Source organism: Cupriavidus sp. SS-3, assembly GCF_035818815.1.
Lineage (GTDB): Bacteria > Pseudomonadota > Gammaproteobacteria > Burkholderiales > Burkholderiaceae > Cupriavidus > Cupriavidus taiwanensis_C.
Genome location: NZ_JAYLVT010000001.1, coordinates 580,890 through 596,003, shown reverse-complemented (window position 1 = coordinate 596,003; position 15,114 = coordinate 580,890). Strand labels below are relative to the sequence as shown.

Genomic DNA, 15,114 nt, shown 5'->3' with positions numbered 1-15,114 from the left:
TCAGAGCAAGTCCCGTAGTTCGCGTTCCAGCCGCCGCTTCATCCAGCGCGCGGCCAGCAGCAGCGCGGCCGCCAGCAGCGCCAGTGCCGCCAGCGGGGCCGGCGCCGGCAACCGCCCGCCGAGGATGATGACGTGGACCGCGTCGATGGCCCAGTACGCCGGGTTGAGCAACAGCAAGCCGCGCGCCCATGGCGGCAGGATCTCGGGCAGGTAGACCACCGGAGTCATCCAGAATCCGAACTGCAGCGCGACCACCACGATATGGCGCACGTCCGGCAGGAACACCTCGAGCATGCCGAGCACGATGCCGACACCGTAGGCGAACGCGCCCAGCAGCCCGACCACCGCCGGCAGCGCCAGCCAGGCCGGGTTGAACGGAAAGCCGATCACGGCCAGGTAGGCGGCATAGAGCGCCATCGATATGCCGTAGACCACCAGTTCCACCGCGACCACGTGCAGGGGCATCAGCCCCAGGCTTACCGGTACCTTGCGGATCAGGTGTGCCTTGGCGGTGTAGACCGTGGACAGGCGCGACAGCGTGTTGGCGAACAGGTTCCACGCCAGCATCCCGCCGATCAGGTACACGGTATAGGCGTAGGGGCTGCCGTCGCTGCCGAGCCGCGCCCGCATCAGGTGCGAGAACACGGTACTGAACACGATGATAAGGCACAGCGGGTGGATGATCAGCCAGGCCATGCCGAACAGCTGGCCCTGCTGGCGGTCCACCAGCTCCTGCCGCGCGAACAGCAGCATCGTTGAAAGTGCCTCGCGTCTTGCCATGGTCCTTGTTCCCTCGTCTGCGCGACCGGCCCACTTCAGGCGTGGTGCGCCGAAGCCGGCGCACGGCCATAGTTGTCCTCGAAGCGCACGATGTCGTCCTCGCCCAGATAGTTGCCGCACTGCACTTCGATCAGCACCAGCTCGCCGCTGCCGGGGTTGTGCAGCCGGTGCTTCTGTCCCGCGGGAATGTAGGTGGACTGGTTGGCCAGCAGCCGCGCGTGCTGCGTGCCGTTCTCGACCAGCGCTTCGCCGGACACCACGATCCAGTGCTCGTAGCGATGCGCGTGCAGCTGCAGCGACAGCGACTGGCCGGGCGCGACCACAATGCGCTTGACCTTGAAGCGCTCGCCCTCCACCAGCACGGAATACGCGCCCCAGGGCCGCCGCACCGTCCGATGGTGCCGGTAGGCGTCATGCCCTTTGCGCTGCAGCGCCGTGACGATGTGGCGTACATCCTCGGCATGCTCGCGGTGCGCGACCAGCAGCGCGTCCTCGGTGTCGACGATCATCAGGTTGTCCAGGCCGACGGCACCGACCACGCGCTCGCTGCGGATAAAGCAGCGGCGGGTGTTGTGCAGCACGGCCTCGGCGCTCACGCTGTTGCCCTCGCCATCCTGCGGCAGCAGCGCGCTCACGCTCGACCACGAACCGACATCGCTCCAGCGCATGGTGTTGCGCACCACGGCCACGCGCTGGGAGCGCTCCATCAAGGCAAAATCCAGCGACTGGGCGCGCACCGCCTCGAACGCCACCGGGTCAAGCTCGAGCGACAGCTGGTCGCCGGCGCGCAGTTCGCGGCCGCCGCGGACACTGCCGGCAGCCTGGTCGACGATATCCGAGGCGTAGCGCTGCAGCTCGGCCAGCACGGCGCCGGCCGCGAAGCAGAACATGCCCGAGTTCCACAGGTAGTCGCCGCTGGCCAGGTAGGCCTTGGCCAGCTCCAGCGCGGGCTTCTCCACGAAGCGGCACGCCAGGTGCGCCGACTCGCCCGCCGCGCCGATGCGCGGCCCGGCCTGGATGTAGCCGTAACCGGTTTCCGGCGCGGTAGGCGCCACGCCGAACGTGGCCAGCCACCCCTGCCGCGCCACCGCCGCCGCCGCCGTCACCGCTTCGACGAAACTCTCCAGCGGCTCGATCAGGTGGTCGGCGGGCAGCACCAGCATCAAGGCATGATCGCCGTGCCGGCGCGCCACCCAGCTCGCTGCCGCGGCAATGGCCGCGGCGGTGTTGCGGCCGACCGGCTCGAGCAGGAAGCTGCATGGCATGGCTCCCGCGGCGCTGCGCGCGAACGTGTCGCGAGCGAGAAAGTAGATGTCGCGGTTGATGACGGTCACTACCTCCTGCACGCCCGGCAGGGCCGCCACGCGGTTGAACGTCTTCTGCAGCAGACTTTCGCCATCCGCCAGCGTCATCATCGGCTTGGGAAAGGTCTCGCGCGAGACCGGCCAGAGCCGGGTTCCGGCGCCGCCGGAAATCACCACCGGGACCAGTACCGGCAGATCAGTGTTGTCCATGTCTGGGTTCTCCAAAGGGCTTGGTGGCGGCCGACGCATCCGGGGCGCGGCTTGCGGTTCTGCGCTCTTGCCGCTCGGGCCGCTCCGGCCGCTCACGCTGCACCGTCGCGGCGTGGCCTGAAAACTGCGCACTGGCTTCGCGCACGTCCTGCTCGGTAAGCAGGCCCGCCGCAAACCGCAGCCGCAGCCGCGTGACGACGTTGGTATAGCGGGCGCGGGCCAGGTTGCGGCGCGCGGTATGCAGCTGCTGCTGCGCATTGAGCAGGTCCAGGTTGACGCGCATGCCCGCGGCGATGCTCAGGCGCGTCGCGCGCAGCAGTTCCCGCGCGGCCTGTTCCGCCTGCTCGTAGGCGCCGACCTTGACCACGCTGCTGAGGGCCAGGTCGAACTGCTTGCGCACTTCGTCCGTGACCTCGGTACGACGCCCGTCGAACTCGGCCATCGCCTTGCGGTAGCCGGCCTCGGCCTGGCTGACCTGGGCGCTGACGGCACCGCCGCTGAACAGCGGCACGGCCACCTGCAGGCCGACGTACGCGGTGTCGTACTTGGTGTTCAGCGTGTTGACTGTTTCCGACTTGTTCTCGCCGTAGCTGGCCACCAGGTCGATCCTGGGCAGGTGGCCGGCACGCGCGCGGCCGATATCCTGCCGCGCCGCCTCCACGCCGTGCTCGCGCGACTGCAGCTCCGGATTGTTGGCGATGGCGGCATCGGTCCAGTACCCGATATCGGCCGGCACCGGTCCCAGCGCGCGGAACTCCGGCGACAATGTCGCCAGTAGCCGGTCCTGGCCGCCCTCGCTGGCTCCGAGGATCGCGTCCAGGCGCTTGCGCGCGGCGGTCAGGCCGTCGCGTGCCTCGATCACCTGCGCCACCGCGAGGTCGAGCCGGGCCTGCGTCTCGACGATGTCGGTGCGCGTACCCTCGCCCTTGTCGAAGAAGCGGTAGTTCTGTTTCAGCTGTTCCTGCAGCGCGTCGCGCTCTGCTTCGGCCAGTGCGATCACGTCGTAGGCCTCCAGCACCTCGGTGAAGGCCGTGGTTACGCGCAGCGCCAGTTCCTGGCGCCGGCTGTCGAACAACGCCGCGCTGGCCTGCGACTGCGCTTCGCCCTGGCGGAAGCGCGACCAGTAGTCCCAGTTGAACAGCGGCTGGCGCAGCTGCACCGCGCCGCTGTAGCTGCGATAGAACTCGGTGGTGGTCTGGTCGCCGAGCCGCGGCCCGGCATAGCGGGTGATGTCCGAACGGTTGCGCGCCCAGTTGTAGGTGAACTGGATCTGCGGCAACAGGAAGGACCGCCCGATCACGCGGTACTGCTCGCCGGCGGCGGCCTCTTCGACCGCGGCGCGGAAGCGGGGATCCTGCGCGAGCGCCAGGTGATAGGCATCGAACAGCGACATGGCCTGCGCGGCGGCGCCACCTGGCGCGCACAGCAGGCAAGCGGCGGCGAGCGTGGCCAGCACGCCGGTTCCAGCACGAACGACGCGCATCATTCCTCCGTCAGCGCCGTTCTCGCGCGATCGGCCACCGGCTTGAACAGATAGCTCAGCATGGTGCGCTCGCCGGTCTTGATGAAGACCTCCACCGGCATGCCGGGCCGGACCTGGTGGCCGGCGAGCCGGTCCATGCCGTCCGGCGTCACCTGCGCGCGGATCTTGTAGTACGGCGCGCCCTCTTCTTCGGTCAGGCGGTCCGCCGACACCACCGAGACCGCTGCCGGGATACGCGGCGTGCGGCTCTGGTTGAACGCCGTGAACATCAGTTCCACCGGCAGGCCGCTGGTGACCTTGTCGATCAGGTTGACCGGCACCCGCGCCTCGACTTCGAGCGGCTCGCCGTCCGGCACCACGTCCATCAGCCGGGCGCCGGGCGCGACCACGCCGCCCTGGGTAAAGATGGCCAGCCCCACCACCGAGCCCGACACCGGCGCGCGCACCTGCGTGTTGGCGACGTCGAAGTCAAGCCCCTCCAGCCGGCTGCGCAGCATGCGTACATCGCGCTGCGCTTCGCCCAGCAGCGTCCGCACCTCCTTCTGTTCCTGCTCGCGGCGAAGGCTGGCGCGTATGCGCAGTTCGGTGAGCTGGCTCTGGGTGCGGCCGATGGTGCCAAGATCTGCCGAGATCTCGCCGTTGACCTGCGCGTAGAGGCGCTCGGTGTCGAGCAGACGGTTGCGTGGCATGTAGCCTTCGCGCGCCAGCTCACGCATGTTTTGCAGCTGCTCGCGCAGTGCGGCCAGCTGCTGCTGCTTGTTCTGGCGCGCATCGCGCAGCCCGCTCAACTGTGATTGCAGCCCGGTGATGCCCTCGGCAATCGTGCCAAGCTCCTTCTGCAAGGCCTGCCGGCGCGAGGCAAAGAGTTGCCGCTGCACGGCGATCACCTCGGCCACGCCCGGATCCGATGCCGCCTCGCGACCGATCTCGCCGAAGTCGATGTCGGCAAGGCCGTCGCGCTCCGCCAGCAGGCGCGCCTCGACCGCACGCGCGGTGAGCAGCTGCGCACGCGTCGCCTCGGCCTGCGCGCGCGCCTGCGTATGGTTCATGGTGACCAGGACCTGCCCGGTCCTGACCTTGTCGCCGTCCTTGACCAGGATCTTCTCGACAATGCCGCCGCTCGGGTGCTGGACCACCTTGCGGTTGCCCGAGACGATGACGGTACCCGCCACCGGCACGCCCTTGTCCAGCGGCGCCAGCGCCGCCCACAACAGGAAGCCTCCCAGCCCGGCGGCGATGACGGTCCAGCCGATGCGGCTGTAGCGGCGCGCGGGAACCGCGGGCGCAGATGGCTGCGCGGCGGCGACGGCCGGCGGCAGCGACGATGCATGATCGAAAGGCATGGCGATTCAGGTCAGGAATGTGAGCCGGCGGCACGCGCGGGCTCGCCGCGGCTCGCCAGGACTGGCTCGGCGCCGCGCGCCGGCTTGCCGCCCGCTTGCGGCTGTGCCCGCTGCTGCATCGCGCGCAGCACCTCTTGCGTCGGGCCGAATGCATGCGAGGTACCGTCCTGCAGCACCAGCAGCCGGGTCGTCACGGCCAGGACGCTGCTGCGATGGCTGACGATGACGACCGTGGCGCCGCGTTCGCGGCACAGCGTGATCGCCCGGGCCAGCGCCGCCTCTCCGGCTTCGTCCAGGTTGGAGTTCGGCTCGTCGAGCACGATCAGCGCCGGCGAGCCATACAGCGCGCGCGCCAGCGCGATGCGCTGCTTCTGCCCGCCCGACAGTCCGGCGCCATCCGGGCCAAGCTCGGTGCCGTAGCCCTTGGGCAGTTTCAGCACCATGTCGTGCACACCGGCAAGGCGCGCGGCTTCGACCACAGCCTCGGCATCAAGCTCGCCAAAGCGCGCGATGTTCTCCGCCACCGTCCCCGCGAACAGCTCGATGTCCTGCGGCAGATAGCCGACGAACGGTCCCAGTTCATCCTTGTTCCATTGCCAGACATCGGCGCCGTCGAGCCGCACCTCGCCCGCCAATGGCGGCCATACGCCAACCAGCAGGCGCGCCAGCGTGGATTTGCCCGAAGCGCTGGGACCGATCACGCCAAGCACCTCGCCCGGCGGCAGCGCGAAGTTGACGTTCTTGAGCACCGGCGCGGTGCCCGGCGCGCCGCCGACCAGCCGCGCCACGGCGAGCTGCCCGCGCGGGCGCGGCAGCGACATCGCGCTGCGCCGCGCCGGATTGGCCGCCAGAAGCTTGTGCAGGCGCTCGTGGGCCGCCCGCGCCGCGCTCCACTGCTTCCAGCCGCCGATCACGCCTTCGACCGGGCTCAGGGTCTTGCCCATCAGGATCGAGGCCGCGATCATCATCCCGGCGGTGATCTCGTTGTCCAGCACCAGCAAGGCACCCACGCCGAGCACCATCGATTGCAAGGCGATGCGCGCGAAGCGGGTCCACGCGCCGACGATCGACGCCTTCTCGCTCGCCTCGCCCTGCTTGCCGAGAAAGGCTTCGTGAATGCGCAGCCAGCGCGCCTGCAGCGGGCCCAGCATGCCCATTGCCTCGATGGCCTCGGCATTGCGCAGCGTCACCGTGGCCGATTCGGCGGAACGCAGCGACAGCCGGCCCGCTTCGTCCAGCGGCTGGCGCGAGATGCGCTCGTTGATCACCGCCAGCGCAATCAGCACGGCGGCGCCGCACAACGCAAACAGTCCGAGATGGAAGTCGAATAGGAAGATCACGCCCAGATAAAGCGGGAACCACGGCGCGTCGAAGAACGCAAACAGCGTCGAGCCGGAAATGAACTGACGCAGCGTGGTCAGGTCGTTGAGCGCCTGGCCGGCGATGTAGCCACCCTGGCGCAGGTTGGTTTCGAAGGCGGCGGTGTAGACGCGCCGGTTGAGCTGGGCGTCAAGCTGGGCACCGACATGGATGGCCACCTGGCTGCGCACGTACTCGAGCACGGAGATCAGCGCAAACAAGCCCAGCGTGATGGCGCTGAGCATCCACAGCGTGGTCTCGCTGCGGCTTTGCAGCACGCGGTCGTAGACCTGCAGCATGTAGAGCGACGGCACGAGCATCAGCAGGTTGATCACGGCACTGAACACGCCGATATTGCGCAGGGCACTCTTGTGCGCGCGCAGGGCTGTCAGGATTTCACTGCCGGGAGGCGCGGATTGGCTCATATGGATTGCGGATACACCTTAAGCACTGCGGAGAATGGCACCTGCCGGGGGCTGGTCGCGTTGTGACGTGGTGTCACAAAGCAGGTGCGAATTCTGGATGAGGGCTGGGGTGGTGCTTGTGACGTTCATCACAAAATTGTGTGAGGTGGGTCACGGTTGGTTTTGTTTTGGTGGGTGAGAGGTTTTCTTTAGGCAATGCGGATGGCTGTCGTGCTTGGCGGGCGCGGCTGTTTCGCCGGCGCAGCCGGCGACCTACTTCTTGGCCGAGCGCCAAGAAGTAGGCAAGAAACGCGTCGCCTGAGCGGCTGGCTAAGGCGGCGTTGGTGGTTCGAACGGTGGTGACTTGCGGTGAAGCGGTTGGTGGTTCGACCCTGCTGACGCTACCTGGATGTGCCTGGCGTTCGAGGTCGGATGGACGAACCCGACTTCAGGTCGGTGGCCGCCTGCGAACGGCGTTGTTGGTAGGACGCCTTCGGCTGCGCTGCGCGCGCTCACTAGCTCAGGTCTACGGCTCGGGCACGGAGTGCATCGCTGCGCTCGCACGCGCTATCGCGGGCGATCCCTCTGGTTCTTATTGCCCGCTTGTTTGCTCCCCTCTCCCGCTTGCGGGAGAGGGGCGGGGGTGAGGGCCGGCGCATCAACGGAGTACGCGACCAGAATCCGCAAGGCGTTCGCTATCCCAATTCGTTGACGCATGCTGGCAGCAACCTCACCAGCGCCGAAACTCCGGTTCGCCCGCCGGCGTTGTCACCGCGCCGTCGCGCAACACGCTTTCGTAGAGCGCGTGGTAACGCCGCCGCATCGTGCTGGCGCTGAATTTTTCGACGAAGCGGGCGCGGGCGTTACGGCCGAGGGTTGCGGCCAGGCTGGCGTCGGCGTGCAGCCGCGTGAGCGCGGCACGCAGGGATGCCGGATCGGCCGGCGGCACCACGTAGCCGGTGTGATCGTGCACGTTGACATAGCTGCTGCCGGTGCCGATCTCGGAAGACACCAGCGGCTTGCCGAACATTGCCCCTTCGAGCAGCGTGACGCCGAAAGCTTCGGCCCGCAGGTGCGAGGGGAACACCACACCCCGGCACAGCGACAGCAGCGCATGCTTGTCGGCATCCGGCAGCACGCCGAGGAACGTCACGTTGTCGAGCCCCAGCGCGACGGCCTGTTGCCTCAGGGCGTCTTCCTGCGGTCCGGTGCCGACGATGACGACGCGGAACGCCGCGTCGCGGCACGCCTGCATCAGGATATGCAGGCCCTTGTAGTAGCGGATCACGCCCACGAACAGGAAGAAGCCCTCCCCCACGCGTTCGCGCCACATGGCGACGCGGGCGGGGTCCGCCTCGCATTCGCTGGCATCGAGGCCGATCGGGATGGTGTGCACGCGCGCGCGATGGCGGCGCAGTACGTCGCTGGTTTCGAGGTAGTTGGGCGAGGTGGCGACGATGGCCTGCATGCTGCCCAGGAAACGATGCATCAGCGGCGCATACACGGGCATCAGCAGGCGCTGGCGCACGATGTCGGAGTGGTAGGTGACGAGCGCCGGCACGCGCACGCCCGCGGCAAAATGCAGCACGTCGCCGAAGGGCCATGGGAAGTGGTACTGCACGACATCGGCCCACGCCACCGCGCGCCGGAACTGCGCCAGCGCACTGAACGAGATCGGCGTCGAGGCTGGCGACAGGTGCGCACGCGCGCGCGTGACGCGCACGCCGTCGATCTCCAGCTCGCGCTGCGCGCCACCGCCATGCCGGCTCAGGGTGAATACCTCGTGCGCCAGGCCGTCGGGCTGCCTGCGCGCGAGCTGGCGGATGACCTGTTCGATGCCCCCGTACGAGTCCGGGTAGTACACCTTGAAGACGTGCAGAATATTCATGTCAGTGTGTGGCTTGGCATCCGGCCCTGGTCGGCGCTGGTGGCAGAGTCTCTCGTGGCGCGCACCCGCGCAGTGTGATGGCTGTCACAGAACGGCGGCCACCGGCTCGCTATGGTTGCGCCTCATGCCCCTGTCCTCCTGCTTCCTGGCCCAGCCGCTGTGCGTCGCGGTGGGTGCCGTTTCGCTGTCATCCCCGCTGACCGGAATCGGCCAGTACACGCGTCACCTGGTGCGCGAGCTGGCGGCGCTTGGCGCGGCGCCGCACTGTTTCCTGGGCACAGGCTGGAGCGAGGCCCGCAGCGCCAGCGCTCACGCCGGGGCCGATGGGCTGGCGCCGCACAATGCGGCGCGCCCCGCCGCATGGCGTACCGCGGGGCGGGGCCTGCTGCGCCGCTCGGGGCTGGCGCATGCCGCCTCGCGCGCGTGGCAGGCGCACCGGTTCCGCGCGGGCCTGCCGCGCGAGGCGGCGCTCTACCATGAGACCAACTTCCTGCCCTTCTGCTACGGCGCGCTGCCGACCGTACTCACGGCGCACGACGTATCGTGGCTGCGCTATCCGGAGACCCATCCCGCTGCACGGGTCGACCTGATGCGCCGCCAGTTTCCGCGCGCGCTGACGAGGGCCGACCGCGTCATCGTGGTGTCCGACTTCGTGCGCGCCGAGTTGCTGGCACTGTGCGAGGTCGACCCCGGCAAGGTCAGGGTGGTCCACAACGGCGTCGCGCCGGCGTTCCGGCCCCTTGCGACCGACGTGCTTGCGCCGGTGCTCGCACGCCAGGGTCTGCTGCCCGGCCGCTATCTGCTGGCACTGGGCACCCTGGAGCCGCGCAAGCGGCTTTCCACGGCGCTGCGCGCGCACCAGCGGTTGCCGGCCGCGCTGCGACGCCATATGCCGCTGGTGCTGGCCGGCATCAAGGGCTGGCTGACCAGCGAGCTGGAGCGCGAGATGGCACCCGCCGTGGCGCGGGGCGAGGTTCGCGTGGCGGGCTATGTGCCCGACGCGGATCTGCCGAGCCTGGTCGCCGGCGCCTGCGCCATGGTCTACCCGTCCATCTACGAAGGCTTCGGCCTGCCGCCGCTTGAAGCCATGGCCTGCGGGGTACCGGTCATCTGCTCGGACCGTTCGGCGCTGCCGGACGTGGTGGGTGATGGCGGGGTTTTGCTGGACCCGGACGACATCGATGGCTTCAGCGCGGCAATGTTGCGCGCCTGCGAAGACGCGCACTGGCGTGCGGCCATCGGCGCACGCGCCCTGCGCCGCGCCGCCGGCTTCAGCTGGCAGCGCTGCGCGCGCGAAACCCTCGAGGTCTATCGCGAACTGCTCGCCACGGGGCGCGGGTGACGGCACGCGGAGGAATGTGACACCCATCACGGAACGGGTGCAGTCCGCCGGCTACGCTTGCCGCTTTGACCCAGCGAGAAAAGCAAGGCAGCCAGAGCATGAGCCACGCCATTCAGTTCGACATCATGGTGGACGGGTTCCGCATTCCATGCACGGCTTCCGCCGAGGCCGGTTCGCAGGCGCGCCGCTCGGCCGGCGGACCGGCCGCGGATATCGACACCGCGCTGGCCCGGCTGCAGCACGCCGCGCGCCTGCGCTTCCTGCAGGGCGCGGCGCCGCCGGTAGTCGTGCTGCGCGAGCATCTGCATGCCACCGGAGCTTGCCCATGACGCGTCAGCACCGGCACGGCGGCGTGCACGCGCTGCCGGTGCGCACGACCTTCGGCCGCTACGTGGTGACCGGCTGCGCGCTGTTGCTCGCGGATATCGCGCTGTTCCTTTCGCTCACGCACGCCGGTGTCGCGCCGGCGGCGGCGCAGGCGGCGAGCCGTGGCGCTGGCGCCATCATCGGTTTCGTCGCGCACAAGGGCTATTCCTTCCGCCATGGGGGCGTGGATGCGCACGGACTGCTTTCCCAGGGCGGTGGCTACGGCGTGCTGACGCTCGCCGGCGTGGCGCTCTCGCCGGTGGTGCTGACACTGGCACTGCGGCTTTGTGGCGAGCGGCTGCTGGTGGCCAAGCTGGCGGCGGAAGTGGTGATGGCCGTCGTCAACTTCGTTGCGATGCGCTGGCTGTTCCGTGCGCGTGCGGCCGGTACGCCATGATGGCCGGCGCCTTGCGCGTGGCTCTCCAGCGTGCGTCAACTGAATTGACGCTCGGCCGGCGCATCGCCGTTGCGCTGCTCACGGCGCTTATCCTTGCTCCCGCGGTGCTGTCGCCGGCAGTGATGCTGGGCACGGATCCGGCCCTGCGTTTTCCGCAAGGCGACCAGGCACAGGCGCTGGCCGGCGCCTGGTACTACTACGCCGATAGCTGGCGGCTGCCGCTGTTCTCGATGCGCGTGCCCAGCCTCGACGGCCTGCGCAGCGTGATCTTCACCGACAGCATTCCGCTCTTTGCCCTGGCCGGCAAGCTGTGGTACCGGGCCGGCGGCGCGGCGCCGGAACCGACGCCCGCCTGGCTCTGGATCTGCATGCTGGGACAAGCCTGGGCAATGACATTGCTGCTAGACCGGTTGGGCCTGCGCCAGGCCGTTCACGTTGCCGCCGGCACGGTGCTGGCCCTGGTCATGCCTGCCCTGCTGTTCCGTTACTGGATGTGGCATCTGGCGCTGTGCGGCCAGTTCGTCCTGATCCTCGCGCTGGCGCTGGCACTGGGCCCGCCCGCGGCCATGGTGCGCGCGCCGCTGGACTGGAGGTGGCCAGCCCTGCTGGTCGTGGCACTGGGCATCCATCCCTACCTGCTGGCCATGACCTTGCCGTTCTTCCTGCTGAGCGCACTGTGTGCGGCGTTTGCGCGGCAGCCTGGCGCGGCGCGCGGCGCGCTGGCGGCCGTCGGCCTGACCCTGTGCGTGCTTGGCTTTGCGCTTGCGCTGGGCGGCTATCTCGGCCAGGGCCTGGTGCGCGGCAGCGAGGGTTTCGGCATCTACTCGATGAACCTGCTCGCGCCGTTCGGCGCGATGGGGAAGAGCGGCCTGCTGCCGGGCAGCGGGCATTTTGCGCGCGGCACGCCGGGCCAGATGGAGGGATTCAACTACCTCGGCCTGGGCCTGCTGGCAGGCCTGCTGCTGGTGGCGGGAGCCGCCTGCGCGGGCCGCGGCGCTCCGCTGCGCGCCGCGGCCCGGCGGCAATGGCCGCTGCTGGCGCTGCTGGCCTGCCTGACGCTCTACGCCTTGTCCACCACTGTGTATGCCGGCGGCTATCGCCTGTTGCGCTACGACTGGCCGGCGGGCCTGCAGGGCCTGAGCACGACCTTCCGCGCCTCGGGGCGCTTCTTCTGGCCGGTGGGCTATGCCATTGCCGCCTTCGTGCTGTATGGGCTGGCGCGCTGCTACCGTCCGCGCACGGCCGCTGCCTGCATGGTGGCCGTCGCCGCACTGCAGTGGCTCGACACCGCGGTGCTGCGCTCGGTCGCCGTTGCCGAGAAGCCCATGGACCCGGTGTCATCCGACCCGCTGGTCGGCGCGCTGGTCGGGCGCCATGCCGCGCTGGCGTTCCATCCGCCAGTGGGCTGCTCCGACGACCGAGCCGCCATGCATGGCGGATTCGCCCTGCAGCTGCTGGCCGCGCGTGGCGGCCTCGCCATCAACAGTCTCTCCGGCGCACGCCAGCAGACCGACTGCACGCGCTTCGCCGCGGCCCTGTCCGGACAGGGGCTTGCGCCAGGCGTGCTGGTCGTGCTCGGGCCGCCGTATGACACGCAGTACATTGCCGGGCGCGGGTGGACCGCCCATTGCCTGGCCCGGCATGGTCTGCACTTCTGTAGCTCCGGCATCAGGTGATCCCCATGCACACCAGCGAACCGACGGAGCTGTCCGTCATCATCCCCGCGTACAACGAAGCGGCCAGCCTGCCGCTCGCGCTGCCCCGTATCGTCAGCGAACTCGCACAGGCCGTCTCGCGCTTCGAGATCGTGATCGTCAATGACGGTTCCAGCGACCAGACCGCGGCGGTTGCCGACGAGCTGGCACGGCGCCACCGGTTCGTGCGCGCCATCCATTTTTCGCGCAACTTCGGCAAGGAGGCGGCACTGGAAGCGGGGCTGGCCTGTGCCCGCGGCCGCGGCCTGCTCTTCATCGACGCGGACCTGCAGCATCCGCCCGCGCTGATCCCGCAGATGATCAGTGCCTGGCGCGCCGGCGCCGATGTGGTCAATGCGCGCAAGCGGCATCGCGGCGAGGAGCACGCTGCCTATGCCACGGCGTCGCGCCTGTTCTACCGGATGTTCGAGCGCGCCACCGGCTTTTCCTTCGAAGGCGCCAGCGACTACAAGCTGCTCGACCGCCAGGTAGCCGATGCGCTGCTGCGCTGCCCGGAGCGGGACCGCTTCTTTCGCGGGCTGGTGGCGTGGGTGGGGTTCCGTCAGGTCGATATCCCCTTCGACGTGGCGCCTCGGGAAGCGGGGCATTCCTCATGGTCGGTGGCCGGCTTGCTGCGCTATTCGCTGCGCAGCCTGGTGGCATTCTCGTCGCTGCCGCTGCAGGCGGTCGCCATCGCGGGCTTCGCCGGCGTGGTGCTGAGCTTCCTGCTGATCGTGCAGACCGTGGCGCGCTACCTCAGTGGCAATGCCCTGGACGGCTTTACCACCGTGATCATTGCGCAGGCAGCGTTCAGCAGCCTGTTGCTGCTCGCAGTGGGCGTGCTGGCCGTCTATCTGGCACGCGTCTATGACGCGCAAAAACAGCGCCCGTCGTTCTTCGTGCGCGAGCCCGACGAAGGTTTGCGAAGTGGCATCGTGTTGCGGGACATGGAGATTCAGCCGGCACCGCCGCGCGGGCGGACGCCCGTAGGGGCTTGTGATACCGATCACAGCCGGGTGGATCGCGAGCTTCTATAGTGGGTCCTGTTGGCGCAATGACCCCGCCAACTTTCCCGTTATCGCCAGGCTGCCCCCGCACGCCTGGCATCTTTTTTTGTGGGAAGGGAGCGGGTGGGGCGGTGGGTCGCCTGCGGCTGCGCCGCACGCGCCCATCATCTCGGGTCAAGCGCACGGGCACGGAGCGCATCGCTGCGCTCGCACGCGTTATCGCGGGTGAGGCCACAGGCCTGCTCTCTTGCTTGTTTGCTCCCCTCTCCCGCTTGCGGGAGAGGGGCGGGGGTGAGGGCAGGCGCATCTGCGAAATCATGCGCCCGCCATGCTCAGTGTGAACCCCGCCTTGTTCGTCGCGTTGGCCTTGGCTTGGCAGCCGGCCCTGAATGTGGATGCCGGCTGACCGGCGCGACTGTGACATGCTGATTGGGGAAGAGTCGCTCGGCTGCCTCTTTGGCCTGCATGCAGCTCAGGTACTCCCCATTGAAGACGACGGCAAATTCTCCGACATGCTGCTCGATCGCCCAACCCGTTTCCGTACGAACCACTATTGTTATTCGTTCAACCACCTTCATTCCCCGTCGAGCCGTGCTTTGCATCACGGTCTTTTTCGTTGGTAAAGCAAAAACCTCAATACACAGACCAAGGCAGTATTGCTATCGATGCGCCCATGCCCCGGGCACATCGTTCGGACATTGCCGGCACAACATGGTGCCCGCAATCGCGGCCCCGCTCATCACCCAAACATGGGTAACCTGCGCGTCGCCGAAATTCGGTATTGACATGGCATGTTTGCCATAACAGATGAATTTGCAATAAATCTCAGACGAATTATTAAAGTCATTTCGTCAGAAAAGCAAGACAACTTGCGGCGAGTTCGATAGACACCCCACCAAAGGGGACGGCGGCGGCAATGCTGTGACACCTGTCACATCCCCGTGCGCATGCCATCGGCTAGCCTTGCCTTTCGACAGGCACGCACCACCCGGTGCGCTTCTCAGGGCAAGCCGACATGCATGAGGTGGAATTCATCGAGTACGAGGGCCGGCGCTTCGTGCTGGTTCCCGAGCGGACGTGGAAGGACATCAGGGGCTGCATCCAGCGGCTGCTGGAGGAAGCGGGAAAGGATGCCGGTACCGCGACTTCGTTCTGCCCGCCGCTGCTGGTGCAGGCCGCGATTTCCGCCGGCAGCTCCGAGCTGCGCGCATGGCGCCGCTTTCGCGGCTTGCCGAGTTCTCAACTGGCCGAGCGCGTCGGTGTAACGCGCGCCTATATCTCGATGATCGAGACCGGCCGCCGCCGGCCCGCCGCCGACTTGCTGCGCCGGCTTGCGCGCGAACTCGAGATCCCGGTCTGCGCACTGGCAACGAGCCACGGCGCCGGGTAGAGCGTCACGCCAACGGCGCGTTGGCGTCGTTCTCCACCGCAAGCGTTTCGGCGCACCGATGCATGGCCTCTGCCTTTGCGCGTTTTTGTGGCCCCAGTCACTGATTCGACGTGCGCATTTCCGGATACTGCCCCCGACGCGTTTTGC

12 protein-coding genes are annotated in these 15,114 nt (G+C 68.4%); 6 read left to right on the top strand and 6 right to left on the bottom strand.

What is annotated here, in order from left to right; genetic code table 11:
* The 6 genes from U9J39_RS02665 to U9J39_RS02640 form a co-directional block, all read right to left on the bottom strand.
* On the bottom strand, positions 1-780 hold the full coding sequence (locus tag U9J39_RS02665) for an ABC transporter permease (protein ID WP_116314014.1): 780 nt from the start codon (positions 778-780) through the stop codon (positions 1-3).
* A 35-nt stretch (positions 781-815) separates the two neighbouring features.
* Positions 816-2,294, bottom strand: a complete 1,479-nt coding sequence (locus U9J39_RS02660) for a mannose-1-phosphate guanylyltransferase/mannose-6-phosphate isomerase (RefSeq protein WP_326346460.1) — start codon at positions 2,292-2,294, stop codon at positions 816-818.
* On the bottom strand, positions 2,281-3,777 hold the full coding sequence (locus U9J39_RS02655) for a TolC family outer membrane protein (protein WP_326346459.1): 1,497 nt from the start codon (positions 3,775-3,777) through the stop codon (positions 2,281-2,283). The genes U9J39_RS02660 and U9J39_RS02655 overlap by 14 nt, the downstream gene beginning before the upstream one ends.
* Positions 3,777-5,120: an HlyD family type I secretion periplasmic adaptor subunit gene (locus U9J39_RS02650; RefSeq protein ID WP_115713872.1), complete on the bottom strand. Its 1,344-nt coding sequence runs from the start codon at positions 5,118-5,120 to the stop codon at positions 3,777-3,779. The genes U9J39_RS02655 and U9J39_RS02650 overlap by 1 nt, the downstream gene beginning before the upstream one ends.
* 11 nt (positions 5,121-5,131) lie before the next feature.
* Complete coding sequence (locus tag U9J39_RS02645) at positions 5,132-6,904, bottom strand: type I secretion system permease/ATPase (protein ID WP_240987784.1); 1,773 nt, start codon at positions 6,902-6,904, stop codon at positions 5,132-5,134.
* Positions 6,905-7,613: 709 nt separating this feature from the next.
* A complete protein-coding gene (locus U9J39_RS02640) occupies positions 7,614-8,771 on the bottom strand; it encodes a glycosyltransferase (protein ID WP_116314009.1) in 1,158 nt (385 codons plus the stop codon).
* 124 nt (positions 8,772-8,895) lie between these two features.
* Between U9J39_RS02640 and U9J39_RS02635 the strand changes: the two genes are divergently transcribed.
* The 6 genes from U9J39_RS02635 (at position 8,896) to U9J39_RS02610 (ending at position 14,967) form a co-directional block, all read left to right on the top strand.
* Positions 8,896-10,113, top strand: a complete 1,218-nt coding sequence (locus tag U9J39_RS02635; protein ID WP_240991365.1) for a glycosyltransferase family 4 protein — start codon at positions 8,896-8,898, stop codon at positions 10,111-10,113.
* Positions 10,114-10,211: 98 nt separating this feature from the next.
* Positions 10,212-10,442, top strand: a complete 231-nt coding sequence (locus U9J39_RS02630; protein WP_172581853.1) for a hypothetical protein — start codon at positions 10,212-10,214, stop codon at positions 10,440-10,442.
* Positions 10,439-10,876: a GtrA family protein gene (locus U9J39_RS02625; RefSeq protein WP_172581854.1), complete on the top strand. Its 438-nt coding sequence runs from the start codon at positions 10,439-10,441 to the stop codon at positions 10,874-10,876. The genes U9J39_RS02630 and U9J39_RS02625 overlap by 4 nt, the downstream gene beginning before the upstream one ends.
* A 17-nt stretch (positions 10,877-10,893) precedes the next feature.
* Positions 10,894-12,552, top strand: coding sequence for a DUF6311 domain-containing protein (locus tag U9J39_RS02620; RefSeq protein ID WP_326346458.1), 1,659 nt, complete (start codon positions 10,894-10,896; stop codon positions 12,550-12,552).
* 5 nt (positions 12,553-12,557) lie between these two features.
* Positions 12,558-13,607, top strand: coding sequence for a glycosyltransferase family 2 protein (locus tag U9J39_RS02615; RefSeq protein WP_326346457.1), 1,050 nt, complete (start codon positions 12,558-12,560; stop codon positions 13,605-13,607).
* 985 nt (positions 13,608-14,592) lie between these two features.
* Positions 14,593-14,967 (top strand): helix-turn-helix domain-containing protein, encoded by a 375-nt coding sequence (locus U9J39_RS02610; RefSeq protein ID WP_115713878.1) that lies wholly within the window; start codon positions 14,593-14,595, stop codon positions 14,965-14,967.
* Positions 14,968-15,114 lie beyond the last annotated feature (147 nt).